Source organism: Pseudomonas sp. Pf153 (genome assembly GCF_001269775.1).
GTDB classification, from domain to species: domain Bacteria; phylum Pseudomonadota; class Gammaproteobacteria; order Pseudomonadales; family Pseudomonadaceae; genus Aquipseudomonas; species Aquipseudomonas uvaldensis.
Genome location: NZ_LHVL01000018.1, coordinates 301642 through 324680, shown reverse-complemented (window position 1 = coordinate 324680; position 23039 = coordinate 301642). Strand labels below are relative to the sequence as shown.

The following is a 23039-nucleotide window of genomic DNA, read 5'->3' as shown; positions in this document are numbered from 1 at the left end:
CCTAACTGCGTACAGTACAGACTCAATCTGCTTCTTCGATCCAGGCGGCTTGGATGGCCTCAAGCACTTTCTCGCCGCCACGGGACGGATCATCGCTGAACTCCGGCAAGGCCAGCACCCACTGGTGCAGATCGACGAAGTTCACGTAACGCGGGTTTACATCAGGCTTGGTCTCGGCCAGCTGGATCGCGATCTCCAGCACATCAACCCATTTCAGACTCATGTTGGATTCCCGGATCAGTGCGGCGCTTCGGCAGCGTGGTTGAGCGAGTATTTGGGGATTTCGACGGTCAGGTCTTCCGTACCGACGATAGCCTGGCAACCCAGGCGCGATTGCGCCTCCAGCCCCCAGGCCCGGTCGAGGAAGTCCTCTTCCAGTTCGTCCGCCTCTTCCAGCGAGTCGAAGCCTTCACGGATGATGCAATGGCAAGTGGTGCAAGCGCAGACGCCGCCGCAAGCGCTTTCCATTTCAATATCGTGTTTATGGGCCAATTCAAGGATAGAGATCCCAGGCTCAGCCTCCACCACCATGCCCTCGGGGCAGAACTTCTCGTGGGGCAAAAAAATCACCTGTGGCATCAATTACTCCTCGATTTCATTCAGGTTACGCCCCGCCAGGGCGGCTTTGACCGTTGAGTCCAGGCGGCGGGCGGCAAAGGCATCGGTGACGCTCGACAGACGCTTGGTCTGCTGCTCGATGGCATAGCCATCGGTGCCTTTGATCAATTCGGACAATTCCTGCATCTGCATTTCGATGACCATGCGCTCTTCGGCGTCCAGCAGACGGTCGCCGTCAGCCTCAAGGGCGCCCTGCACGGCTTCGATCAGGCGCTGGGCGTCGACTTGCTGCTCGCGCAACACACGAGCCACTTTGTCATCGCCAGCGTACTGGAAGGAATCCTTGAGCATCCGGGCGATTTCGCCGTCGGTCAGGCCATAGGACGGCTTGACCTGGATGCTGGCCTCGACGCCAGAGCCCAGCTCGCGAGCGGAAACGTTGAGCAAACCATCGGCATCGACCTGGAAAGTGACGCGGATCTTCGCCGCGCCAGCCACCATGGCCGGAATGCCGCGCAATTCGAAACGCGCCAGGGAGCGGCAGTCGCTGATCAGTTCACGCTCGCCTTGCAGCACGTGGATCATCATGGCCGACTGGCCGTCTTTATAAGTGGTGAAATCCTGGGCGCGGGCCACGGGAATGGTGGTGTTGCGCGGAATCACCTTCTCCATCAGGCCGCCCATGGTTTCCAGGCCCAGGGACAGCGGGATCACGTCGAGCAACAGCAGTTCGCCGCCGTCGCGCTTGTTGCCGGCCAGGGTATCGGCCTGGATCGCGGCGCCGATGGCAACCACCTGATCCGGGTCGATTTCGGTCAGCGGCTGGCGACCAAAGGCCTCGGCGACGGCTTGGCGAACCCGAGGCACGCGGGTCGAACCGCCGACCATGACCACGGCCTTGACGTCTTCGATCTCGACGCCGGAATCACGCACGGCGCGGCGGCAGGCCTTGAGGCTGCGGGCCACCATGGGTTCGATCAGCGCGTCGAAGGTTTCGCGGCTCAGGGACGCTTTCCACTCGCCGTAGACCACTTCAACGCTTGCGGCGTCGGTCAGGGCTTCCTTGGCCGCGCAGGCGGTTTGCAGCAAATGGCGTTGCGCACCCGGATCCAGGTCGGCGGACAGGCCCGCCTGCTCGATGATCCAGCCGGCGATGGCGTGGTCGAAGTCATCGCCGCCCAGGGCGCTGTCGCCACCGGTGGCCAGGACTTCGAATACACCGCCGGTCAGGCGCAGGATGGAGATGTCGAACGTGCCGCCGCCCAAGTCATAGATAGCGACCAGCCCTTCGGCGTGTTGGTCCAGGCCATAGGCCACCGCCGCGGCGGTCGGCTCGTTGAGCAGACGCAGCACGTTGAGACCGGCCAACTTGGCCGCGTCCTTGGTAGCCTGGCGCTGGGCATCATCGAAATAGGCCGGGACAGTGATAACCGCACCCACCAATTCGCCACCCAACGCGGCCTCGGCGCGCTGGCGCAACACCTTGAGGATATCGGCCGATACTTCCACCGGGCTTTTCGGCCCCTGCACGGTTTCGATGAACGGCATGTGGGACTCGCCGCCGACGAAGCGGTACGGCAACTGATCGCCCAATTGCTTGACGTCGGACAGACCACGACCCATCAAGCGCTTGACCGAGACAATAGTGTTCAACGGATCGGTGGCCGCAGCCAGCTTGGCCGATTCGCCGACTTCGACGTGGTCGGCGTGATAACGCACGGCAGACGGCAGGATCACCCGCCCCTGCTCGTCGGCCAGCGGCTCGGAAAGACCGCTGCGTACCGCAGCGACCAGGGAATTGGTGGTACCCAAGTCGATTCCGACAGCCAGGCGACGCTGGTGCGGTTGTGGACTTTGGCCGGGTTCGGCGATCTGCAGTAGGGCCATCGTAATCAGGACTTATCTGTAATCAGGCGTGCGACCGGAGCGGCACTGGGTTAATCGTCGAGGCGCTCTTCCAGCTGGCGCACTTCGTAGGTGAGCTTGTCGAGGAACTGCATGCGCCGCATCAGGCGCTCGGCCTGCTCGCGTTGCGCGGCATCGTTCCAACAGGCTGCGAAGCTGTCGTTCAGTTGCTGCTGGGCGTCTTTCAGGCGGCGCTTGAAGGCGGTGACACCGGCCAGGTCGGCACTGTCCTGCAAGTCTTCGAGCTCTTCGCGCCACTGCATCTGCTGCAACAGAAACTCGGGATCGTGAACCGTGACTTCCAGGGGCAGTTCATGGCCGCTGATGGCGAGCAGGTAACGTGCGCGCTTGGCCGGGTGCTTGAGCGTCTGGTACGCCTCGTTGAGGTTCGCGGACTGCTCGAGCGCCCGTCGCTGCTCAGCCTCGGAGGCGTCAGCGAAACGATCCGGGTGGACACCACGGGCCAGTTCCAGATAACGCGCGGACAACTGATCGAGATCCAGCTGAAAAGCAGGCTGCAACTGGAACAAAGCAAAATGACAAGGAGTACCCACAAGCCGCCTCAGATATTGAAGCTTTCGCCGCAGCCACATTCACCGCGCACGTTGGGGTTGTTGAACTTGAAGCCTTCGTTCAACCCTTCCTTGACGAAATCCAGCTCAGTGCCGTCCAGGTACGTCAGGCTTTTCGGGTCGATGATCACTTTTTGACCATGACTCTCGAACACCTGGTCGTCTTCGCCGACTTCGTCGACGAATTCCAGTACATAGGCAAGGCCGGAACAACCGGTGGTGCGAACACCCAGGCGGATGCCCTCGCCCTTGCCGCGCCCCGCGAGGGAGCGCTGTACGTGCTTGGCGGCTGCTTCTGTCATCTGGATAGCCATGGAAAACTCCTTACCTGTCGCGGTTCAGATCAAGCCTTTCTTCTGCTTGTAGTCGCGAACGGCGGCCTTGATGGCGTCTTCAGCGAGTACCGAGCAGTGGATTTTCACTGGCGGCAGGGCCAGTTCTTCGGCCAGCTGGGTGTTCTTGATGGTTTCGGCTTCGTCGAGGGTCTTGCCCTTCATCCACTCGGTGGCCAGGGAGCTGGACGCGATGGCCGAGCCGCAGCCGTAGGTCTTGAACTTGGCGTCTTCAATGATGCCCTGCTCGTTGACCTTGATCTGCAGACGCATCACGTCGCCGCAGGCCGGGGCGCCGACCATGCCGGTGCCGACATCAGGATCCTGCGCGTCCATCTTGCCGACGTTGCGCGGGTTCTCGTAGTGGTCGATGACCTTTTCGCTATATGCCATTTGCTTCAATCCTCATCAATGAGTCGCTCTGGTGGCGACTTCTTCAGTGCGCCGCCCACTCGATCTTCGAGATGTCGACGCCGTCTTTGTACATGTCCCAGAGCGGCGACAGAGCTCGCAGCTTGGTCACGGCCTCGCAGACTTTCTGCGCGGCGTAATCGATTTCTTCTTCGGTGGTGAAGCGGCCGAAGGTGAAGCGGATCGAGCTGTGGGCCAGTTCGTCGTTGCGGCCCAGGGCGCGCAGTACGTACGAAGGCTCGAGGGACGCCGAGGTGCACGCCGAACCGGACGACACAGCCAGATCCTTGAGCGCCATGATCAGCGACTCGCCTTCAACGTAGTTGAAGCTCAGGTTCAGGTTATGCGGGACGCGGGCGGTCATGCTGCCGTTGACGTAGAGCTCTTCCAGGTGCTCGACCTGCTTGAAGAAGCGGTCGCTCAGGGCCTTGATGCGCACGCTCTCGGCGGCCATGTCTTCCTTGGCAACACGGAAGGCCTCGCCCATGCCGACGATCTGGTGGGTCGCCAGGGTGCCGGAACGCATGCCGCGCTCGTGACCGCCGCCGTGCATGGTCGCTTCGAGGCGAACACGCGGCTTGCGGCTCACGTACAGCGCGCCGATGCCTTTCGGGCCGTAGGTCTTGTGGGCGGAGAACGACATCAGGTCGACTTTGAGCTTGGACAGGTCGATGTCGACCTTGCCGGTGGACTGGGCCGCGTCGACATGGAACAGCACGCCTTTGGAGCGGGTCAGTTCGCCGATGGCCGCGATGTCGTTGATGGTGCCGATTTCGTTGTTCACGTGCATGATCGAAACCAGGATGGTGTCGTCGCGCAGGGCGGCTTCGACCATGGCAGGGGTGATCAGGCCGTCTTCGCCGGGCTCGATGTAGGTGACTTCGAAGCCTTCACGCTCCAGTTGGCGCGTGGTGTCCAGGACCGCCTTGTGTTCGATCTTGGAGGTGATCAGGTGCTTGCCCTTGGTGTGGTAGAAATGCGCGACACCCTTGATTGCCAGGTTGTCGGACTCGGTGGCACCGGAGGTCCAGACGATCTCACGCGGGTCGGCGTTGACCAGGTCGGCGACCTGGCGACGGGCGTTCTCGACCGCTTCCTCGGCTTTCCAGCCGAACACGTGGGAGCGGGACGCCGGGTTGCCGAAGTTTCCGTCGACCAGCAGGCATTCACTCATTTTTTGCGCGACACGCGGATCAACCGGGGTGGTCGCAGAGTAATCAAGGTAAATCGGCAATTTCATGGACTCTCTCCTAAATCAGGCTGGCTGGCGCTCCGCTTGCTCTGCGGCGGTCATTCGACGGCGGACGCTTCAATCTTGTCCAGGTGCGGCGCCTTGCCATTGCAACGGCGCTGGTCCTGACGCTGGGCTACTTCCTGCACCTCACGACGAGTGACAAGGTCAGCCAAGCTGATACCGCTCAGAAATTCGTGGATCTGCAAGCTCAGGTCGCACCACAAGTGGTGGGTCAGGCAAGTATCGCCGCCATGGCAGTCGCCAAGGCCCTGGCATTTGGTCGCATCGACCGATTCGTTCACGGCATCGATCACCTGGGCGACCTGGATGCCTTGCATGTCACGGGACAGCTGGTAGCCACCGCCTGGACCGCGAACGCTGGACACCAGGTTGCTGCGGCGCAGTTTGGCAAACAACTGCTCGAGATAAGACAGGGAAATGCCCTGGCGCTCGGAGATATCGGCCAGGGACACCGGCCCGTGCTGCGCGTGCAATGCCAGATCCAGCATCGCGGTCACGGCGTATCGGCCTTTTGTAGTCAGTCGCATGGACAATTACCACGGAGTTCGGAATGGGGGCGAGTATGCAATTCCCGAGTATTTAAGTCAAGTATAAGACCTAGTGGGTTACTCGGGTTTACCCGCGAAAGAGCGGGCGCATGATAGCAAAGGCTTGGCGGGCAGGACCAGCGATACCGCGTTATCGTACTTCGCGAGCAAGCCCGCTCCCACATTGGATCACCGATGCACACACAATCGGCGCACTACAGGGATCAAAATGTGGGAGCGGGCTTGCTCGCGAAGAAGCCAACCCGGTCTAGCCGGCTTGACTCTGATCCTTATCCTTCACACACGCGAAGTCTTCCTCGCGCAGTTCAGGCAGGTCCTTGGCACAATAGTTACTCCCCAGCTCCTTCAGGGCGCCGCACATCCCCTCCAGGCGCCCGTCAACGGCTTGCAGGTGATCGAGCAACTGATTGATGGCCCGAGCGACCGGGTCGGGCATATCTTCGCCGACGCCGTAGGCATCGAAGCCGATCTTCTCGGCCATGGCTTTGCGGCGGGCGTCCTGCTCCTCGTCGGACTTGACGATGATCCGCCCCGGGATACCAACCACGGTCGCGCCAGGCGGCACGGCCTTGGTGACCACGGCATTGGAGCCGACTTTCGCCCCCGCGCCCACCGTGAACGGCCCGAGCACCTTGGCGCCCGCACCCACCACCACGCCATCTTCCAGCGTCGGGTGACGCTTGCCCTTGTTCCAGCTGGTGCCGCCCAGGGTGACACCCTGGTATAGCGTCACGTCGTCGCCGATCTCGGCGGTCTCGCCAATGACGATGCCCATGCCGTGGTCGATGAAGAACCGGCGACCGACCTTGGCGCCCGGATGAATCTCGATGCCGGTGAGCCAGCGACCGAAGTTCGAGACCAGCCGCGCCAGCCACTTCCAGCCCATGTTCCACAACGCGCCGGACAGGCGGTGGATCCAGATCGCGTGCATTCCCGGGTAGCAGGTCAGCACTTCAAAGGCGTTGCGCGCCGCCGGGTCACGATGGAAAACGCTTTGGATATCTTCACGCAAACGATCGAACATTTTATTCCTTCCGCTTAATCAGCTCGCCACGGGCCGCTTTCTGGGTTTCCGTGAGGATGCCGCGCAATATATTCATCTCCGCCCGGCTGACCGAGCTTCGTCCGTACAACCGACGCAGGCGTGCCATCAAGTGCCGAGGCTTGTCCGGGTCGAGGAATTCGATGTCCACCAGGGTCTGTTCCAGGTGCTCATAGAATCGCTCCAGTTCATCCATGGTCGCCAGTGTCTCACTGCGCGGCGACGTCACCTCGGTTTTTTCGACCTTGCTGGGCTTGCCTTCGGCCGCCAGCCAGGCCATGCGCACTTCGTAGCTCAACACCTGCACCGCCGCCCCGAGGTTCAGCGAACTGAAACCGGGGTCGGAAGGGATATGCACGTGAAAGTGACATCGGTGCAGCTCTTCGTTGGTCAGGCCGGAGTCTTCACGGCCGAACACCAGGGCGATTTCAAAGCCTTGCGCGGCCTCTTCGACCACTTTCGTGCCGCATTCGCGGGGGTCGAGCAGTGGCCAGGGAATGCGGCGATCACGGGCGCTGGTACCGAGCACCAGGTTACAACCCACCAGAGCGTCTTCCAGGGTGGCGACGACCTGCGCATTGGCCAGGATGTCACCGGCGCCGGAGGCCCGGGCGTCGGCTTCGTGATGGGGAAACACCCTTGGCTCGACCAGCACCAGGCGCGACAGGCCCATGTTCTTCATGGCCCGCGCAGCCCCGCCGATGTTACCCGGATGGCTGGTATTGACCAGGACGACACGAATGTTCTGCAACAAGGGAGGCGCTCTCGAACACGATAAAGGGGAGCAAATCTTACATAAGCACCTACCGTTAAGCTATGAAAGCGAACGCCAACCTTCTCCTGATAAAACTTTCTGATAGAATGCCCGGCTTTCTTTAACAACCTTAGGTGACACATCCATGCAGCCAATGCTGAATATCGCGCTGCGCGCCGCCCGCAGCGCCAGTGAACTGATCTTCCGCTCCATCGAGCGCCTGGATACCATCAAGGTCGATGAAAAAGACGCCAAGGACTACGTGTCCGAGGTGGATCGCGCCGCCGAACAGAAAATCGTCGACGCCCTGCGCAAGGCTTACCCGAACCACTCGATCATGGGTGAAGAGACCGGCATGCACGCCGGTACCGGTATCGAGGGTGAAGAGTACCTGTGGATCATCGATCCACTGGACGGCACCACCAACTTCCTGCGCGGCATCCCTCACTTCGCTGTCAGCATCGCCTGCAAATACCGTGGCCGCCTGGAACACGCTGTCGTGCTGGACCCGGTTCGCCAGGAAGAATTCACCGCCAGCCGTGGCCGTGGCGCCCAGTTGAACGGTCGCCGCCTGCGCGTCAGCGGCCGCACCAGCCTGGACGGCGCCCTGCTGGGTACCGGTTTCCCGTTCCGTGACGACCAGATGGACAACCTGGACAACTACCTGGGCATGTTCCGCGCCCTGGTCGGCCAGACCGCCGGCATCCGCCGCGCAGGTGCCGCGAGCCTGGACCTGGCTTATGTGGCTGCCGGTCGTTTCGATGCGTTCTGGGAGTCGGGCCTGTCCGAGTGGGACATGGCGGCAGGCGCCCTGCTGATTCAGGAAGCGGGCGGCCTGGTGAGCGACTTCACCGGCGGCCACGATTTCCTTGAAAAAGGCCATATCGTTGCCGGCAACACCAAATGCTTCAAGGCTGTGCTGACGGCCATCCAGCCGCACTTGCCGCACTCGCTGAAGCGCTAAGCGACGGGCTATGAAAAAGCACCTTTCGGGGTGCTTTTTTTGTGCCTGTGATTCTGTGGATGAACCCGATCCTTGTGGGAGCGAGCCTGCTCGCTCCCACAAGGGGCGTGTGCCGGACATGAAATTTGAGTTCACTGAAGATCCAGTGTGGGAGCGGGCTTGCTCGCGAAAGCGGTGGGTCAGTCGATGTCTGGTTTGAATGCCAGTCCGCATTCGCGAGCAAGCCCGCTCCCACAGGGTTGAGTGATGGTCCCTGGAATCCGGGCATAAAAAAAGCACCCCGAAGGGTGCTTTTTTGTAGCGGTTGGATCACTGGGCTGGTTCGTTCTGCCCCAGGATCAGTTGGCCTTCCTTGTTCACCGGGATCTGGTTGCCCGGGTCGCGGTCCATGCGGACTTTGCCTTCCTTGCCATCGAGCATGTAGCGAACGTCGTAGCCTACCACCTTGTCGCTGATGTCATTGACGGTGTTGCAGCGCGTCTGGGTAGTTGTGTAGGTGTCGCGCTCCTGCATGCCTTCCTGAATCTTGTTACCGGCATAACCACCACCGGCCGCACCTGCCACGGTGGCGATTTTCTTGCCGGTGCCGCCGCCGATCTGGTTACCCAACAGGCCACCCGCCACGGCGCCCAGTACGGTGCCGGCGATCTGGTGTTGATCCTGGACCGGTCTCTGACGGGTCACGGTAACATCCTTGCACACTTCACGCGGGGTCTTGATCTGGGTTTTGACCGGCTCCACGGCCAATACTTGCGCGTACTCAGGACCACTTTTCACCAAGCTGTAGGTGGCGACCGCACCACCGGCAGTTACACCGACAGCACCCAATACCGCACCAACCAGCATCGATTTGTTCACTTGAACCTCCAGGCCATCACAAGCGGAATAATCCGCGCTTCTCCCAGCCTTGGAGCATAAAAAAAGGCGCGAGTTCAACTCGCGCCTTCCAAGCGGTGACGGACGGGGCGACAGGCCCTATGGGCGGTCGTCCACCTCCGTTTCGGTGGCCGCGGGAGGAATCAGGTCCTCGGTGCTCAGGTTCAGCCAGATCAGCACCACGTTGGCGATGTAGATCGACGAATAAGTACCTGCCATCACACCAATGAACAGTGCGATGGAGAAACCGAACAGGTTGTCGCCGCCAAAGAACAGCAGCGCCGCAATTGCCAGCAACGTGGAGATCGAAGTCGCCATGGTCCGCAACAGGGTCTGGGTGGTCGAGATGTTGATGTTCTCGATCAGCGAGGCCTTGCGCAGCACACGGAAGTTTTCACGCACCCGGTCGAACACGACGATGGTGTCGTTGAGCGAGTAACCGATGATCGCCAACACCGCCGCCAGCACCGTCAGGTCGAAGGTGATCTGGAAGAACGACAGGATGCCTACGGTCACGATCACGTCGTGGATCAGCGAGACAATCGCACCCACCGCGAACTTCCACTGGAAGCGAAAGGCCAGGTAGAGCAGCACACCGCCCAGCGCCATCAGCATGCCGAGGCCGCCCTGGTCGCGCAGCTCTTCACCGACCTGCGGACCGACGAACTCGACACGCTTGACCTGGGCCGGGTTGTCGCCGCCCGCTTTCTGCAAGGCCTCGGCAACCTGATGGCCCAGCTGCGGGTCTTCACCCGGCATACGCACCAACAGGTCGGTGGTGGCACCAAAGCTCTGGACGACCGCTTCACCGTAGCCCGATGTCGCCAGCTGCTCGCGCACTTTGGTGACATCGGCCGGACGCTCGTAGGTCAGCTCGATGAGCGTACCGCCGGTAAAGTCCAGGCCGTAGTTCAGGCCCTTGGTGGCCCAGCTGAACAACGCCAGCACGGTGAGAAACAATGTGACGCCGAACGCAATGTTGCGGACGCCCATGAAGTTGATTGTACGTAACATGGCAGCCCCTTAAATCCACAACTTCTTGAAGTCACGACCGCCAAAGATCAGGTTGACCATTGCGCGGGTCACCATGATGGCTGTGAACATCGAGGTAAAGATCCCGAGGGACATGGTCACTGCGAAGCCTTTTACCGGGCCGGTGCCCATGGCAAAGAGAATCCCGCCGACCAGCAAGGTGGTCAGGTTGGAGTCGAGAATCGCAGTGAATGCCCGGCCGAAGCCTTCGTTGATTGCCCGCTGGATCGACATGCCCGCGGCGATCTCTTCACGTATCCGCGAGAAGATCAGCACGTTGGCGTCCACCGCCATACCCATGGTCAATACGATACCGGCGATACCCGGCAAGGTCAGCGTGGCGCCCAGCAGCGACATCAGCGCCAGCAGCATCACCATGTTCACCGCCAGCGCGACAGTGGCGATGAGGCCGAAGAATCGGTAGATGGCGATGATGAACAGCGACACGAACAGCATGCCCCACAGGGATGCATCGATACCCTTGGTGATGTTGTCGGCACCCAGGCTCGGGCCGATGGTGCGCTCTTCCGCGAAATACATCGGCGCGGCCAGGCCACCAGCACGCAGCAGCAAGGCCAGTTCCGAGGATTCGCCCTGGCCGTTCAGGCCGGTAATGCGGAACTGGCTGCCCAGCGGCGACTGGATGGTCGCCAGACTGATGATTTTCTTCTCTTCCTTGAACGCTTGCACCGCGACGTCTTTCTCGACACCGTTGACCACCTGCTTGGTGTAGGTGGTGGTCGGCTTCTGCTCGATGAAGATCACCGCCATGCTGCGACCGACGTTGCTGCGCGTGGCGCGGCTCATCAGTTCGCCGCCGTGGCCGTCGAGGTGGATGTTCACCTGTGGGCGACCCTGCTCGTCGAAACTCGCCTGGGCGTCGGTGACCTGGTCGCCGGTGATGATCAGGCTGCGCTCGATCTGCGCCGCCGGGCGATTGCCCTCGCGGAACTCGAAACTTTCGGAAGTGGCCTTGGACGCACCCGGTTCGGCCGCGAGGCGGAATTCCAGGTTGGCGGTCTTGCCGAGGATACGCTTGGCTTCGGCGGTGTCCTGCACGCCGGGCAGCTCGACGACGATGCGGTTGGCGCCCTGGCGCTGCACGATCGGTTCGGCCACACCCAGCTCGTTGACCCGGTTACGGACCGTGGTCAGGTTCTGCTTGATGGAGTATTCGCGGATTTCCGCCAGCTTGGCCGGGGTCATCGCCAGACGCAGCACCGCCTGACCATTGAGGTCGGCCGGTACGATGTCGAAATCGTTGAAGCTTTTGCGGATCAGTGCACGGGCCTGCTCGCGGGTATCTTCATCGCTGAAGCCCAGCTGAATGGCACCGTTGAACGCCGGCAGGCTGCGATAGCGCACGCGCTCTTTGCGCAACAGACTCTTGACGTCGCCTTCGTAGACTTTCATCCGGGCGTCGAGGGCCTTGTCCATGTCCACTTCCAGCAGGAAGTGCACACCACCGGACAAGTCCAGGCCCAGCTTCATCGGATGCGCGCCGAGTTTGCGCAGCCATTGCGGGGTGGTCTGGGCCAGGTTCAGGGCCACGACGTATTCGTCGCCCAACGCCTTGCGCACCACGTCCTTGGCCGGCAGCTGGTCTTCAGCCTTGACCAGACGCAACAGGCCGCCCTTGCCGTTTTCGGCAATGGAGGCAGCCTTGACCTCGATATTGGACGCCTTGAGCGCCGCGCTCGCACGGTCCAGATCCGCCTGGGTGACCTGCAACGCCGTGCTGGCGCCACTGACCTGAATGGCCGGGTCATCCGGGTAGAGGTTGGGAGCGGAATAAATCACACCGACCACCAGCACCGCCAGGATCAGTACGTATTTCCACAGAGGGTATTTGTTCAGCATCACGCCGCCCGCTTATGACGCGGGGCGCCTTGCGCGCCCCGTCGATTGAAGAGAAGTTGTTACTTAGATCGCTTTCAGCGTGCCTTTTGGCAGCGTGGCCGCGATGGCGCCCTTCTGGAACTTCATTTCAACAGTGTCGGACACTTCCAGTACCACGAAGTCATCAGCCACTTTGGTGATCTTGCCGGCGATACCACCGGTGGTCACCACTTCATCGCCTTTCTGCAGGCTGCTGAGCAGGTTCTTCTGCTCTTTGGCGCGCTTGGCCTGTGGACGCCAGATCATCAGGTAGAAGATCACCAGGAAGCCGACCAGGAAAATCCACTCGAAACCGCCACCCATAGGCGCAGCTGCAGGGGCAGCGGCATCAGCCATGGCGTTAGAGATAAAAAAGCTCATTTAGCACTCCAGTTGCAAGTATTGAATCTTAGGATCGGAAAACTCAGTCCAAGGGCGGAACAGGCAACCCGCGCTTGGCATAGAAGGCCTCGACGAAGGCGGCCAATGTACCCTGTTGAATAGCCTCGCGCAAACCAGCCATCAGCACCTGGTAATGGCGCAAATTGTGGATCGTATTCAACATGCTACCGAGCATTTCGCCGCACTTGTCCAAATGATGCAGATAAGCGCGGGAGAAGTTCTTGCACGTGTAGCAATCGCAGGTCGGATCCAGCGGCGAATCATCATGGCGATGGAACGCGTTACGGATCTTCAGCACGCCCGTGTCGACGAACAGATGCCCATTGCGAGCATTACGGGTTGGCATCACGCAATCGAACATGTCCACCCCGCGGCGCACACCCTCAACCAGATCTTCCGGTTTGCCAACGCCCATAAGGTAACGAGGTTTGTCAGCCGGCATCTGGCCCGGCAGGTAATCCAGCACCTTGATCATCTCGTGCTTGGGCTCGCCCACCGACAGGCCGCCAATCGCCAGGCCGTCGAAGCCGATCTTGTCCAGGCCTTCGAGCGAACGCATGCGCAGGTCCTGGTGCATACCGCCCTGGACGATGCCGAACAGCGCCGCGGTGTTGTCGCCATGGGCGTTCTTCGAGCGCTGGGCCCAGCGCAACGACAGCTCCATGGACACCCGCGCCACGTCTTCATCGGCCGGGTACGGCGTGCATTCGTCGAAGATCATCACGATGTCCGAGCCCAGGTCGCGCTGCACCTGCATCGACTCTTCCGGGCCCATGAACACCTTGGAACCGTCCACCGGGGAAGCGAAGGTCACGCCCTCCTCCTTGATCTTGCGCATCGCGCCCAGGCTGAACACCTGGAAGCCGCCGGAGTCGGTCAGAATCGGGCCTTTCCACTGCATGAAATCGTGCAGGTCGCCGTGGGCCTTGATCACTTCCATGCCCGGACGCAGCCACAGGTGAAAGGTGTTGCCCAGGATGATCTCCGCGCCAATCGCCTCGATGTCCCGTGGCAGCATTCCCTTGACCGTGCCGTAGGTGCCCACCGGCATGAACGCGGGGGTTTCCACCGTACCGCGCGGGAAGGTCAGACGACCGCGACGAGCCTTGCCATCGGTGGCGAGCAACTCGAAGGACATGCGACAGGTGCGACTCATACTGTTTCCTCGGGTCCGCGTGGCGCGGGGTTACGGGTAATGAACATCGCATCACCGTAGCTGAAAAAGCGGTATCCATGCTCGACGGCGGCCTTGTAGGCGGCCATGGTCTCGGGATAACCGGCGAACGCCGAAACCAGCATCAACAGCGTGGATTCGGGCAAATGAAAGTTGGTGACCAGGGCATCGACCACATGAAACGGCCGGCCCGGGTAAATGAAAATGTCGGTGTCGCCACTGAACGGCTTGAGCACGCCATCGCGAGCGGCGCTTTCCAGGGAACGCACGCTGGTGGTCCCCACCGCCACCACCCGTCCGCCGCGCGCGCGGCAGGCCGCCACTGCATCGACCACTTCCTGACTCACTTCCAGCCATTCGCTGTGCATGTGGTGGTCTTCGATGCGATCGACCCGCACCGGCTGGAACGTCCCGGCGCCGACGTGCAGCGTCACGAACGTGGTCTCCACGCCCTTGGCGGCAATCGCCTCCAGCAACGGCTGATCGAAATGCAGCCCCGCCGTCGGCGCCGCCACCGCCCCCAGACGCTCTGCGTACACGGTCTGATAACGCTCGCGGTCCGAACCTTCGTCCGGGCGATCTATATAAGGAGGCAACGGCATGTGCCCGACGCGGTCGAGCAGCGGCAACACCTCTTCGGCAAACTTCAGCTCGAACAACGCATCATGCCGCGCCACCATCACCGCCTCGCCCCCGCCGTCGATCAAAATCGATGAACCCGGCTTGGGCGACTTGCTGGAGCGCACATGGGCCAGCACACGATGACTGTCCAGCACCCGCTCCACCAGAATCTCCAGCTTGCCACCGGAGGCTTTCTGGCCAAACAACCGCGCCGGAATAACCCGGGTATTGTTGAACACCATCAAATCGCCCGGGCGCAAATGCTCAAGCAAATCAGTGAATTGACGGTGAGCCATGGCACCGCTGACCCCATCCAGGGTCAACAGTCGACTGGCGCGACGCTCCGCCAGAGGGTGGCGAGCGATCAGCGAATCAGGGAGTTCGAAGGTAAAGTCAGCAACACGCATGATGGGGTTCGTCTAGCAGGGCCGGAAAGTCTAGCGGAAATATCAAAAATTGACCATGAAACGTGATTGACCAACGGTAGTCACCTCTCTATACTTCGCCGCCATTGAGCCCTGATGGCGGAATTGGTAGACGCGGCGGATTCAAAATCCGTTTTCGAAAGGAGTGGGAGTTCGAGTCTCCCTCGGGGCACCATCTTAAAGAAAGACCTTGAAATTCAAGGTCTTTTTTTTCGTCTGCAGGAAAGTCACCGATCCATTTGTGGCGAGGGGATTTATCCCCGCTGGGTCGCGAAGCGGCCCCAACCACCAAATCTGTGGCGAGGAAGAATCTGTGGCCATTAGGAGCCCGTGGCGAGGGAGCTTGCTCCCGCTTGAGCGCAAAGCGCTCACCAAAATGTCACAGCCCCCACCGATGCTCCGCCTTGCGACGCCCAATTGATCTACCGCCCCTCCTCACCCGCTGACAAAGGACTTCACCCCATGGAATTGCTGCTGGAAACGGTCGCTCTTTACTCGCTGAAGCTGGCTTATGAGACAGAGGGGCACAGCCCGATTTTACGGGATGACCACCTGATGGCGAATTATGATCGGGAGGTGTTTGGGTTGTTGGTGCGCAAGGGGGACGTTGCTGCTATCCAAGGCAAAGTGGAGCATTGCCTGAATCTGGCGTTGGAAGCCATTGGGGACGGGGTACTGGGACGGGAGCTGCGACGCTTGGCCGCAGACCTCAGCGCCGAACAACCGATGGAGCAATTGGATACACCCCTCACTGCACTTAAGCACTATCTGAAGGACATTCAATGAGCAAACACCAAGTGGGCGCTGAAGCCTATCTTGATCTGTACATCGTTTGTTTTATCGGATTTCAAAGGCTGGTCCCGCCCTCGCTCGAGAAAACAAAAAGACATTACCACTCCTTCAAGCTTTTCCAAGTTCACGGTCCATATGCGATAGTCCTCGGGCTGCAGCCCAATCACCTCGGACCCTGTGTGCTACGGGACTGTGCACGCCTCCAGATTCGTTCCTTCTATAAGCCTTACTTGAGCCACCAGAACCAGCCACGAAAAAATCCAACAATGACTCTAAATGGCATGCATTTTTTTAAGCCTAAACCTCTGCCCCCCATGATAGGGTGGAGAAATTATAATATTAGTACCATCTACAACACTACCATCCTGCACATCCAGCATCTCATCACCATAATGAGCATTAACAATGTAAACTACGTCGTCACCTGCATCGGCAAAATACCAAATATGCAAAAGACTATCCGCACCGGCGAGTTCCGCTACAACATTCTCAAAAGGGTTTTGTGGACTGCCAGGAACCACTCCGAGCCGGAGAGAATCATCTCTGTCGTTGAATATACTATATAAATACCCACTCCCCTTGATAGGTACAATATTCCAAATGGATTCGCGCTCATTGTTATCCCTATTCAATCTTACATTAAAAACAAAAGCTTCCCCTTCTATCGGAGAGATATCAACAATACTCGTATTATTTATTGCCGTATAGATTTTATAGAAACCCTCATCAACGGTTATTATGTCTTTATATTCCTTGAGCTTTTGCTCAAGCGCCCTGAGATCACTAGAGGGAATTTCACGCATGATCACTCTCCTTATATAAACAACCAATAAAAGCGCAGCAAAGCACAGCAAAACCCCGACAACCATAAACTAAACGAACTTGCAATTCCGCCAACTGTCAGGAATGACAGTTTTATAGACTCTTTCCAAATAAGGATCGTACTTTAAATGCAACTAGTATCTTGACTGACACCTATCATGCCCATATTTGATTCTATAGAGTCGCGTCCGGGCAGGGCACGTCAAGGTTTAGGATCGTTTGATCAAGTCACGCAGTTGGCGCTAGCGATTGTCATCGCGTGTCTGCCGTAGCGCAGCCGGTGCATCTTGTCGGCACGGGTGTAGATCAGCTTCCAGCTCTTTTCTGGCTTGAAGTTCTGCGGGTTGATCTCTTCGGGTTTAGCAGCCGCGGTAATACGAGGTGGCAAGAGGTAAGCGCGAATTGGGTTCTAGCTAGTATCGGCGGGGTTGGATTGCAGTGGTTAGACGGTACGCAGGCGCTGTCTCCCTTCAACAATCACTCCTTCCATAGACGCGAACCCTCCCGGCTGAGGTATAAAAGCAGCCACGCACCAATGCATACAAAGGACTGAAACGTGAGCACGCTGCAATTCTGGTTGGATAAGTTGAGGAACAAGCAGGCGCCCGCGTCCATTTGGGCCGACCATCGTCGAAACGAGGCGCTGGAAGCGCTCGCCGGTGCAGGGACCCACAATAGTTGGATTGAACTGAGCCGCCATCCCAACGGTTTCGTTCGCGAGATCGCGGTTAGGGAGCTGTGTGCCCGGCCATCTCCTGAAGCGCTGGTGGCGTTGATAGACCGGTTGAATGACTGGGTGCCGCAGATTCGGGATCTCGCCACGGTTGGTCTGGAGCATTACCTGTCCCCTGCTCACGTCCAGGCATTGCTATTCGCGACGGAGCAGCTAATCGCCCTGGCCGTACGTCAGCGGGCCGACCACGGCAGAACTCTTAAGTCCACACGCGCTGTTTTGCAGTTGGCCGCGGTACGGGATGAGGTCTACGCGAATTTTCTGACGAGGCACGGTAAAGCTGCCCGCTATTTGTTTGAGCTTTTGCTGGACAGCGATCCGAATCCTGAGGAGCTGCTGCGCAGCGCCCTTGCCCACCGTGAGGTGACCGTGCGATTGCTGGCAGTGTCCACCTGCCAAAAGCTACCCAATATTCAGGCTCGGCAGTTGCTGCTCGAAGCCCTGTCTCAACCCGGTGCAAAATTTCGCGTCTGGGTGTTGCGTGCATTGCTCCCTTTGCTTGACGAGCCTCGCCCTGTGCTGCGTGAGGCGTTGCTTGATGCATCCGCCTCGATCCGTAGCCTGGCGCGCTGGGCGGCGCCAAGCAGTGGTGTTGATGCGCATGCGGTCCTTGCCGACCGACTGGAGCAGGATCTACCCTGCAAGAAGCGAGATTGGCTCGGCGTGCTTGGACTTGCGAAAGAGCTCGGCGTTGAGCTGGATCCGCAGTGGCTGAAAGAAGCACTGTGCTCTCGTTATCCCACGGTGAGACGCGCCGCCATTAGCGTGGTGTCCGATGATCAACTGCCCGAATTGTTCAAAGCACTCGATGATCCATTGGACTCGGTTTTTTCCGCAGCCATCGATCGGCTCAAAACGCTGCCATGGGCTTTGGTGAAGCTTGGGTTAGATACCCAACTGGATCGGAGCTGGCATGAACTTTCAGTGATGCGCCGAAACGCACTGCTCCAATTGCGTCCATTATGGCAGCAAGCGGCGTATCTGTTGGACAAGCTGGATACCGAGCCAGCAATCCAGGCTTTTTGGCTTCGACAATTAAAAATATGGTGTGATCGTCAGTATCAAATGGTCGATCCGGTAACGCCCAAAATCGAGCGAACGGTGATTGTAGAAAGACTACAGAAACTGGCTGCCCAGAGCCTTATCGATGGTAATAGCGTTGGTCGCGTTGTTTAGCTAGTACCCGAATTTTTATGGACCCTCGATGAATCCGTTCGCCACGGGCATGCTGAAATGGACCTGTTCCTTCGTTGCCTTCCGAAGGAGACAATGTCTTCTGGCCTTGCCATCGGCCACACCCAGGGAAATAGGCCAAGATATCAGGTAGAAGAGGCTCGCGAATTTTCCGAAAAAGGGAGCGAAAAAGGGGGACGGATATTTTTCCGAAAATAAATCCGTTCCCCTTTTTCTGGCCCGCTACCTCACCTCAACAATATCCAACACCCGATTCGCCATCAGCTCACTCAGCTCAATCACCTGCTGAATCCCCAACGCCACATGCCGCCGCGATCCATCGAGATCGAACGCCAGATCACTGATCATGGCATTGGCCGAAGCCAGGTTCTCGCTGAGGCTGGCAAGCAAGCATTCAGAATCCACATCAGAAGCGATGCGGAAGATGGTGTTGGGATTGTCGGACGTTTCTTTGTCAGGCTTGGGATTCAGATAGAAATCCAACGCTCGCGTAGCAGCGTCGTCGATTTTCTTGTTGCGCGCAGTCTGGGCGCGGGAGACATGTTCGTCCGTAACTGGGGGGTTGGGTGTAATTTTGACCATGGTCTTAGCTCTCTCTGGTTGAGGCTACGACCCGCTCGCGACTAAACGATGGGAGGCAGCTGTACGCAGGTTAGTCGACCGACGAGCTAAGAAATCGGCGCGCCCAAGGGCGCCCTGCGCACAGCCACCATCAAGTTCAGGGATGGGGATACCTGACTGAAGGACGCTTGAGCGACTTAGCTACGACGGGCGACTAAACCCGATCACTGATGAGCAGTGACAGGACTCAAACTACCGACGCCACCCCAGGCGCACAAGCCGGCGGATTCTGGCGTAGTTGTAGGCAACGGCGCAAGGCGATGTCGGCTGAGCAATGGAGGAAGGATCTGATCGCGCCACGGACGTCAGTCAATTCTGACGTCGTTTTCTCTTCAACGGTGTAAGCGATGATTTGCTGGCCTTCTGAAGAACAACCTTCAGTCGGCAGACTTGCTCATCTGCTGAAGCTCAAGCTGCCTGGCAGCACTGGTCTCAAGGTTCGCACGCTCCTGATCCAGATACTGATAAATGCCTTGGAGGTTGGCGATTTTCTGTTTGATCTCCGCCATCTTCCTTTCAATCAGCTTGGCGCCCTCAGCACAGTCGATCAGCTGGTTGCGCTGCGCATTCAGAATCTCGCCTATCTCCCCCAGGGAAAACCCCATGCTTTGTGCACGCTGGATAAAGTCCAGGTCCTGCAGGGTTTGCGCTGAGTAATCGCGATAGTTATTGGTTCGCCGCAGTGGTGAGATCAGGCCGATTTGCTCGTAGTAACGCAGCGTATGGCGGCTGGCGCCGCTGCGGGCTTCGAGTTCGCCGATTTTCATGAAAACACCGCTTGACTGTAGAGTTGGGTCGACAGTTTACGCTTGGCTCCTCACCTTAACCAGGAGCAGGAAATGAGCGTGGAGTGCTTTGTCACGGGGGGTACCGGCTTTATCGGTCAACATTTGGTGGCGAACCTGAGTGCCAAAGGTCACACCGTTCGGGTATTGATGCGTCGCCCGAAGCGGCTGGCGGCACTGCGCGAGCAAGTCGCTCATTTGGGCGGGGACGCATCCCGGGTATTTGCCGTCGCTGGGGATCTGGAACAGGACAACCTCGGGTTGAGTCTTGCTGACCGGGAAGTGCTCAGGCAGGCCAAAGTCGTCTTCCACCTGGGCGCGCACTTCGCTTGGGGGCTGTCATTGGAGCAGGCTCGGGCGGTGAATGTGGAAGGGGCAAAGCGCGTGGCGCTGTTGGCGGCTGAGCAAAACAGTCGGTTGGTGATGATCGGCGGCTACATGCTGAAGAATCATGAACATCTGCAACGCATCGGCATCGTTCCTCATAATCCGCCGCTGACGGATTGGCCTGCGGTCTACCGGCGTGTCGGCAGTTACGAGGCGAGCAAGCTGGAGGCGCATTTTGCAACCTTGGCGCTCATGTCTGCCAAGGGCGGGGAGATGACCGTGATCCACCCCTCGACGGTGTGCGGTCACAGCCGCACGGGGCATATCCTTGACGGTCAGCCGCTGGTGGCGCTTATCCGCAACCTGGTGCAGGGAAAGCTCACCGCAGTGCCCGGTACAGCCGAGCACTGGCTGCCCATGGTCACCGTGGATTATCTGGTCGAGCTGGTAGCGGCCAGTGCTTTTGATCCTGCCATGGCGGGCCAGGAACTGCTGGCGCTCGATGCCCAGACGCCCAACTTACGGGAACTCCTGGCAGAGGTGGCGCAGCCCATTGGCCTGAAGTCTCCCAAGCATTACATTCCGCTGCGATTGCTGAAGTGGCTGCTGAGGATTCCTCCCGTCGCGCGGTTCTTGAACACGGACGTCGAAGCCTTGGACTTTATCCAGATCACGCGTTTTGATACGGCGGCGGTCGAGCAGTTTGCTAACCGGCATGGGATAGCCAAACCGGATATACGGCAGTCGTTGCGGCACACTGCAACGTTCGTCCATTCCTATTGCCTCGGTAAAGAAGAGGCATTGATTGTTGGGCAGTGATACGCCCCATTCTCTCTGGGATCAGCCAGCATCGGTATAGGAGCAGCAAAGCCTGACGGGAAAGCCGTTTTGTAAAGTCACGTCAAATTTCTTTAAATTCTTCTATCAACAGTTCGACAAACTTATCTTTCGCACGATGAACCTCAACGTTCTTGTTCCAAATAAAATAATTTTTTACTGGGAGCAAATCGTCAAACACATACCCACTGATGTTTCCGATACTTTTGAATTGTTCGAACATTCCTCTCGGGACTAACGAAGCCCCTGCCCCAGAGCTGACGCAGCCGAGAATGGTGCCATAACTGGCTATGTTGGTGATGGGGCGCGACACCTCGTGCATCCTCAGCCAATTTTCCAGTGCCCCTCTATAAGGGCACCCTTCGGGCCACATGAATATGTCCATACCACCTAAATCCTGCGGTGTACGTATTTCCCCCGCCATGGCAGAAGCGATCAATACAAGCTCCTCCCTGTAAATCTCGGTGATTGCAATATCGGGATGCTCAGGTCTGACAGCGATGATTGCTCCATCTAGCTTAAGGCTAACCACATCGTTTAATAACTGCGACCAATCGCCGGTACTAAAGTGCATTTGCACCAGAGGATAGAGATGATGATACTTTGACAAAAAGCTGGGCAATCTACCTGTAGCGGACGACTCAATGGCACCAATCTTCAAACTTCCCGATGGCGCCGCCGAAGGGTCAAGCGCTCTTTGTGCTTCCTGACACAGAGACAATATTTTATTCGTGTAATCAAGAAACAATCTGCCGGCAGGACTGATAACGAGCCCCCTACCCTTTCTTATAAATAGTGAAACGCCCAGCTCTCTTTCTAAAAGTTTTACTCTGTTGGTGATGTTTGACGGAACGCAGTGCAACAGCTCAGCTGCGCGGACAATGCTGCCTTGATCGGCCACTGTCTTGAACATCGTTAGCTGGGAGAGCTCCATGCCACTACTCACTCAAAGTGAACGATTGGCTGAGTATAAGTCACTTGTTGCAAGCCCTCAAGTCGTTTAGCGTTCAGGATTCTGGTTTATAAGGATGATTAATCAGAACCAATTAATACGCACCAAACAATCCGATCGGTCTTCAAGGAAAAGACACAATGAACCCAGCAGCGCAGCAACGTCGCCTCGATATATTTGAAAGAAGATCCATGCAAGAGTTTGGGGAGTTTTTTATCGAGGCGCTACCCAAGCACATACGAAACCTGAAAATTCCCGGACGAGTGATTTTTGAAAATCACCGCAGGGAGCCTGTACCAGCACACATAATGCAAATCTCCGAACTTCAAGATTCCATGCTTGAGGTGCTTCGCCATCCGATTACACAAGAAGCTCACTTTCATACAGAAAGTGTATTCAGAGCTTTCCTCAGAAAACAAACGGTAGACCCCAGCGTTCTCATGTTTTTCAATGGGTGGAATGAAACTCACAAAACCACCAGCTTGGTTTCGGCCAAAATCATCATGCGATTATCAGCGGACGCGATATCTTTACCTGCCGAAAAACGAGTTGGATATCACATCGTCATGGCACATATGCATGAAGTCGCGAAAGTCGATTTCGGGCTTGGGCATCAGGGTCATGATGGCATGTACGAATATATGACCGCAGCTTTTGGTGCGAAAGGATGGATGGAAGATCAATATAAAGTGAAAGAATGTAACGAATTTTCAGATTTTCTATACAACACCGGAATTGCGGAACATAACTCAGCTCTTAATTCAGCCGCACACAAGGGATCGATCATGGATGCCATGATGGTTTCGATTGCTTCAGAGCTATGGAATGGGCGGGAGTATAATTTCATTGCTCAATATATAGAGGACAAATTACTTGCGGCAAGTCCAGGCCTGAGAACGGACATCCCGAGTTTTCGCAACGCTAAAAGTTATGTAATGGGTCATTCTGGTGAAGTGGAGAACAAGCATGGATTGCATGCTTTAGCTGCAGCGCAGGCTTATGGCCGGACGGTAGATATCCCCTTTAAGCCAGGCCGATTAAAGGGAATTATGCTTAGTTACAATGAACGAGTAGGAAAAGCTTTTGCAGCGATGCACTGTGCCCTAACCTCATAGACAAACGCAGACGTGATATTTCGCAGCAATACCGATCCGTAGGCTAATCGGCATCCAAGAGAAGGCTGCTTCAAGCTAAGGGAATGCCACGGGCATTGGAAATTCAAGTCAC

25 protein-coding genes and 1 tRNA gene are annotated in these 23039 nt (G+C 58.0%); 6 read left to right on the top strand and 20 right to left on the bottom strand.

Translation table 11 applies throughout. The features are described 5' to 3' along the window. Positions 1–22: 22 nt before the first annotated feature. From iscX to trmJ, 10 genes are all read right to left on the bottom strand, one after another. Positions 23–223 carry a Fe-S cluster assembly protein IscX gene (gene iscX, locus AD666_RS13610; protein ID WP_053152535.1) on the bottom strand — a complete coding sequence of 67 codons (201 nt, stop codon included), beginning with the start codon at positions 221–223 and terminating at the stop codon, positions 23–25. 14 nt (positions 224–237) lie between these two features. Next, complete coding sequence (gene fdx, locus AD666_RS13605; RefSeq protein ID WP_053152534.1) at positions 238–579, bottom strand: ISC system 2Fe-2S type ferredoxin; 342 nt, start codon at positions 577–579, stop codon at positions 238–240. Positions 580–582: 3 nt separating this feature from the next. Continuing rightward, positions 583–2445 carry a Fe-S protein assembly chaperone HscA gene (hscA, locus tag AD666_RS13600; RefSeq protein WP_053152531.1) on the bottom strand — a complete coding sequence of 621 codons (1863 nt, stop codon included), beginning with the start codon at positions 2443–2445 and terminating at the stop codon, positions 583–585. 50 nt (positions 2446–2495) lie between these two features. Next, complete coding sequence (gene hscB, locus AD666_RS13595) at positions 2496–3017, bottom strand: co-chaperone HscB (RefSeq protein ID WP_053152529.1); 522 nt, start codon at positions 3015–3017, stop codon at positions 2496–2498. An 8-nt stretch (positions 3018–3025) separates the two neighbouring features. Next, positions 3026–3349 carry an iron-sulfur cluster assembly protein IscA gene (gene iscA, locus AD666_RS13590; protein WP_030139597.1) on the bottom strand — a complete coding sequence of 108 codons (324 nt, stop codon included), beginning with the start codon at positions 3347–3349 and terminating at the stop codon, positions 3026–3028. 24 nt (positions 3350–3373) lie between these two features. Then, positions 3374–3760, bottom strand: coding sequence for a Fe-S cluster assembly scaffold IscU (iscU, locus tag AD666_RS13585; RefSeq protein ID WP_003185157.1), 387 nt, complete (start codon positions 3758–3760; stop codon positions 3374–3376). Positions 3761–3803: 43 nt separating this feature from the next. Further along, positions 3804–5018 (bottom strand): IscS subfamily cysteine desulfurase, encoded by a 1215-nt coding sequence (locus AD666_RS13580; RefSeq protein WP_053152527.1) that lies wholly within the window; start codon positions 5016–5018, stop codon positions 3804–3806. A gap of 50 nt (positions 5019–5068) precedes the next feature. Beyond that, positions 5069–5560 (bottom strand): Fe-S cluster assembly transcriptional regulator IscR, encoded by a 492-nt coding sequence (iscR, locus tag AD666_RS13575; RefSeq protein WP_024777044.1) that lies wholly within the window; start codon positions 5558–5560, stop codon positions 5069–5071. A 268-nt stretch (positions 5561–5828) separates the two neighbouring features. Continuing rightward, positions 5829–6605: a serine O-acetyltransferase gene (cysE, locus tag AD666_RS13570; RefSeq protein WP_053152525.1), complete on the bottom strand. Its 777-nt coding sequence runs from the start codon at positions 6603–6605 to the stop codon at positions 5829–5831. A 1-nt stretch (position 6606) separates the two neighbouring features. After that, complete coding sequence (gene trmJ / locus AD666_RS13565) at positions 6607–7377, bottom strand: tRNA (cytosine(32)/uridine(32)-2'-O)-methyltransferase TrmJ (RefSeq protein WP_053152523.1); 771 nt, start codon at positions 7375–7377, stop codon at positions 6607–6609. Positions 7378–7522: 145 nt separating this feature from the next. On the opposite strand from trmJ, the gene suhB reads away from it, so the two are divergent. After that, positions 7523–8341, top strand: a complete 819-nt coding sequence (gene suhB / locus AD666_RS13560) for an inositol-phosphate phosphatase (RefSeq protein ID WP_041023393.1) — start codon at positions 7523–7525, stop codon at positions 8339–8341. A 309-nt stretch (positions 8342–8650) separates the two neighbouring features. On the opposite strand, the gene AD666_RS13555 is transcribed toward suhB, so the two are convergent. The 6 genes from AD666_RS13555 to queA form a co-directional block, all read right to left on the bottom strand. Beyond that, positions 8651–9199: a glycine zipper 2TM domain-containing protein gene (locus AD666_RS13555; RefSeq protein ID WP_053152520.1), complete on the bottom strand. Its 549-nt coding sequence runs from the start codon at positions 9197–9199 to the stop codon at positions 8651–8653. Between the two features lie 117 nt (positions 9200–9316). After that, on the bottom strand, positions 9317–10231 hold the full coding sequence (gene secF, locus AD666_RS13550) for a protein translocase subunit SecF (RefSeq protein WP_053152518.1): 915 nt from the start codon (positions 10229–10231) through the stop codon (positions 9317–9319). Between the two features lie 9 nt (positions 10232–10240). Further along, on the bottom strand, positions 10241–12109 hold the full coding sequence (gene secD / locus AD666_RS13545; RefSeq protein WP_053152516.1) for a protein translocase subunit SecD: 1869 nt from the start codon (positions 12107–12109) through the stop codon (positions 10241–10243). A gap of 63 nt (positions 12110–12172) precedes the next feature. Continuing rightward, entirely contained in the window at positions 12173–12508 is a 336-nt protein-coding gene (gene yajC / locus AD666_RS13540) for a preprotein translocase subunit YajC (RefSeq protein ID WP_007956696.1), read from the bottom strand. Positions 12509–12551: 43 nt separating this feature from the next. After that, positions 12552–13667, bottom strand: a complete 1116-nt coding sequence (gene tgt, locus AD666_RS13535) for a tRNA guanosine(34) transglycosylase Tgt (RefSeq protein WP_172679633.1) — start codon at positions 13665–13667, stop codon at positions 12552–12554. 14 nt (positions 13668–13681) lie between these two features. After that, positions 13682–14731: a tRNA preQ1(34) S-adenosylmethionine ribosyltransferase-isomerase QueA gene (gene queA, locus AD666_RS13530; RefSeq protein ID WP_053152512.1), complete on the bottom strand. Its 1050-nt coding sequence runs from the start codon at positions 14729–14731 to the stop codon at positions 13682–13684. 108 nt (positions 14732–14839) lie between these two features. Between queA and AD666_RS13525 the strand changes: the two genes are divergently transcribed. Then, a tRNA-Leu gene (locus AD666_RS13525) sits at positions 14840–14924 on the top strand. A 287-nt stretch (positions 14925–15211) separates the two neighbouring features. Continuing rightward, positions 15212–15535, top strand: a complete 324-nt coding sequence (locus tag AD666_RS13520; RefSeq protein ID WP_053152509.1) for a hypothetical protein — start codon at positions 15212–15214, stop codon at positions 15533–15535. Positions 15536–15813: 278 nt separating this feature from the next. Here the strand turns inward: AD666_RS13520 and AD666_RS26025 are convergent, their stop codons facing one another. Then, positions 15814–16344 (bottom strand): RICIN domain-containing protein, encoded by a 531-nt coding sequence (locus AD666_RS26025; RefSeq protein ID WP_172679628.1) that lies wholly within the window; start codon positions 16342–16344, stop codon positions 15814–15816. A gap of 575 nt (positions 16345–16919) precedes the next feature. Here AD666_RS26025 and AD666_RS13510 point away from each other — a divergent pair. After that, positions 16920–18272 (top strand): HEAT repeat domain-containing protein, encoded by a 1353-nt coding sequence (locus AD666_RS13510; RefSeq protein ID WP_053152505.1) that lies wholly within the window; start codon positions 16920–16922, stop codon positions 18270–18272. A 240-nt stretch (positions 18273–18512) separates the two neighbouring features. On the opposite strand, the gene AD666_RS13505 is transcribed toward AD666_RS13510, so the two are convergent. After that, positions 18513–18872, bottom strand: a complete 360-nt coding sequence (locus tag AD666_RS13505) for a DUF6124 family protein (RefSeq protein ID WP_053152503.1) — start codon at positions 18870–18872, stop codon at positions 18513–18515. 416 nt (positions 18873–19288) lie between these two features. Beyond that, positions 19289–19678 (bottom strand): MerR family transcriptional regulator, encoded by a 390-nt coding sequence (locus tag AD666_RS13500; protein WP_053152501.1) that lies wholly within the window; start codon positions 19676–19678, stop codon positions 19289–19291. Between the two features lie 72 nt (positions 19679–19750). On the opposite strand from AD666_RS13500, the gene AD666_RS13495 reads away from it, so the two are divergent. Then, complete coding sequence (locus AD666_RS13495) at positions 19751–20842, top strand: SDR family oxidoreductase (RefSeq protein ID WP_053152499.1); 1092 nt, start codon at positions 19751–19753, stop codon at positions 20840–20842. A gap of 82 nt (positions 20843–20924) precedes the next feature. Here the strand turns inward: AD666_RS13495 and AD666_RS13490 are convergent, their stop codons facing one another. Beyond that, complete coding sequence (locus tag AD666_RS13490) at positions 20925–21794, bottom strand: LysR family transcriptional regulator (protein ID WP_053152497.1); 870 nt, start codon at positions 21792–21794, stop codon at positions 20925–20927. A 158-nt stretch (positions 21795–21952) separates the two neighbouring features. Here AD666_RS13490 and AD666_RS13485 point away from each other — a divergent pair, with 158 nt between their 5' ends. Beyond that, positions 21953–22927 carry a hypothetical protein gene (locus AD666_RS13485; RefSeq protein ID WP_053152495.1) on the top strand — a complete coding sequence of 325 codons (975 nt, stop codon included), beginning with the start codon at positions 21953–21955 and terminating at the stop codon, positions 22925–22927. Positions 22928–23039: the final 112 nt, after the last annotated feature.

Bases quoted from the DNA above. Each gene is read 5' to 3' on its own strand.
- iscX (WP_053152535.1), bottom strand. From the start codon at position 223: ATGAGTCTGAAATGGGTTGATGTGCTGGAGATCGCGATCCAGCTGGCC.
- fdx (WP_053152534.1), bottom strand. From the start codon at position 579: ATGCCACAGGTGATTTTTTTGCCCCACGAGAAGTTCTGCCCCGAGGGC.
- hscA (WP_053152531.1), bottom strand. From the start codon at position 2,445: ATGGCCCTACTGCAGATCGCCGAACCCGGCCAAAGTCCACAACCGCAC.
- iscA (WP_030139597.1), bottom strand. From the start codon at position 3,349: ATGGCTATCCAGATGACAGAAGCAGCCGCCAAGCACGTACAGCGCTCC.
- iscU (WP_003185157.1), bottom strand. From the start codon at position 3,760: ATGGCATATAGCGAAAAGGTCATCGACCACTACGAGAACCCGCGCAAC.
- AD666_RS13580 (WP_053152527.1), bottom strand. From the start codon at position 5,018: ATGAAATTGCCGATTTACCTTGATTACTCTGCGACCACCCCGGTTGAT.
- iscR (WP_024777044.1), bottom strand. From the start codon at position 5,560: ATGCGACTGACTACAAAAGGCCGATACGCCGTGACCGCGATGCTGGAT.
- cysE (WP_053152525.1), bottom strand. From the start codon at position 6,605: ATGTTCGATCGTTTGCGTGAAGATATCCAAAGCGTTTTCCATCGTGAC.
- suhB (WP_041023393.1), top strand. From the start codon at position 7,523: ATGCAGCCAATGCTGAATATCGCGCTGCGCGCCGCCCGCAGCGCCAGT.
- secF (WP_053152518.1), bottom strand. From the start codon at position 10,231: ATGTTACGTACAATCAACTTCATGGGCGTCCGCAACATTGCGTTCGGC.
- secD (WP_053152516.1), bottom strand. From the start codon at position 12,109: ATGCTGAACAAATACCCTCTGTGGAAATACGTACTGATCCTGGCGGTG.
- yajC (WP_007956696.1), bottom strand. From the start codon at position 12,508: ATGAGCTTTTTTATCTCTAACGCCATGGCTGATGCCGCTGCCCCTGCA.
- tgt (WP_172679633.1), bottom strand. From the start codon at position 13,667: ATGTCCTTCGAGTTGCTCGCCACCGATGGCAAGGCTCGTCGCGGTCGT.
- queA (WP_053152512.1), bottom strand. From the start codon at position 14,731: ATGCGTGTTGCTGACTTTACCTTCGAACTCCCTGATTCGCTGATCGCT.
- AD666_RS13520 (WP_053152509.1), top strand. From the start codon at position 15,212: ATGGAATTGCTGCTGGAAACGGTCGCTCTTTACTCGCTGAAGCTGGCT.
- AD666_RS26025 (WP_172679628.1), bottom strand. From the start codon at position 16,344: ATGCGTGAAATTCCCTCTAGTGATCTCAGGGCGCTTGAGCAAAAGCTC.
- AD666_RS13505 (WP_053152503.1), bottom strand. From the start codon at position 18,872: ATGGTCAAAATTACACCCAACCCCCCAGTTACGGACGAACATGTCTCC.
- AD666_RS13500 (WP_053152501.1), bottom strand. From the start codon at position 19,678: ATGAAAATCGGCGAACTCGAAGCCCGCAGCGGCGCCAGCCGCCATACG.
- AD666_RS13495 (WP_053152499.1), top strand. From the start codon at position 19,751: ATGAGCGTGGAGTGCTTTGTCACGGGGGGTACCGGCTTTATCGGTCAA.
- AD666_RS13490 (WP_053152497.1), bottom strand. From the start codon at position 21,794: ATGGAGCTCTCCCAGCTAACGATGTTCAAGACAGTGGCCGATCAAGGC.
- AD666_RS13485 (WP_053152495.1), top strand. From the start codon at position 21,953: ATGAACCCAGCAGCGCAGCAACGTCGCCTCGATATATTTGAAAGAAGA.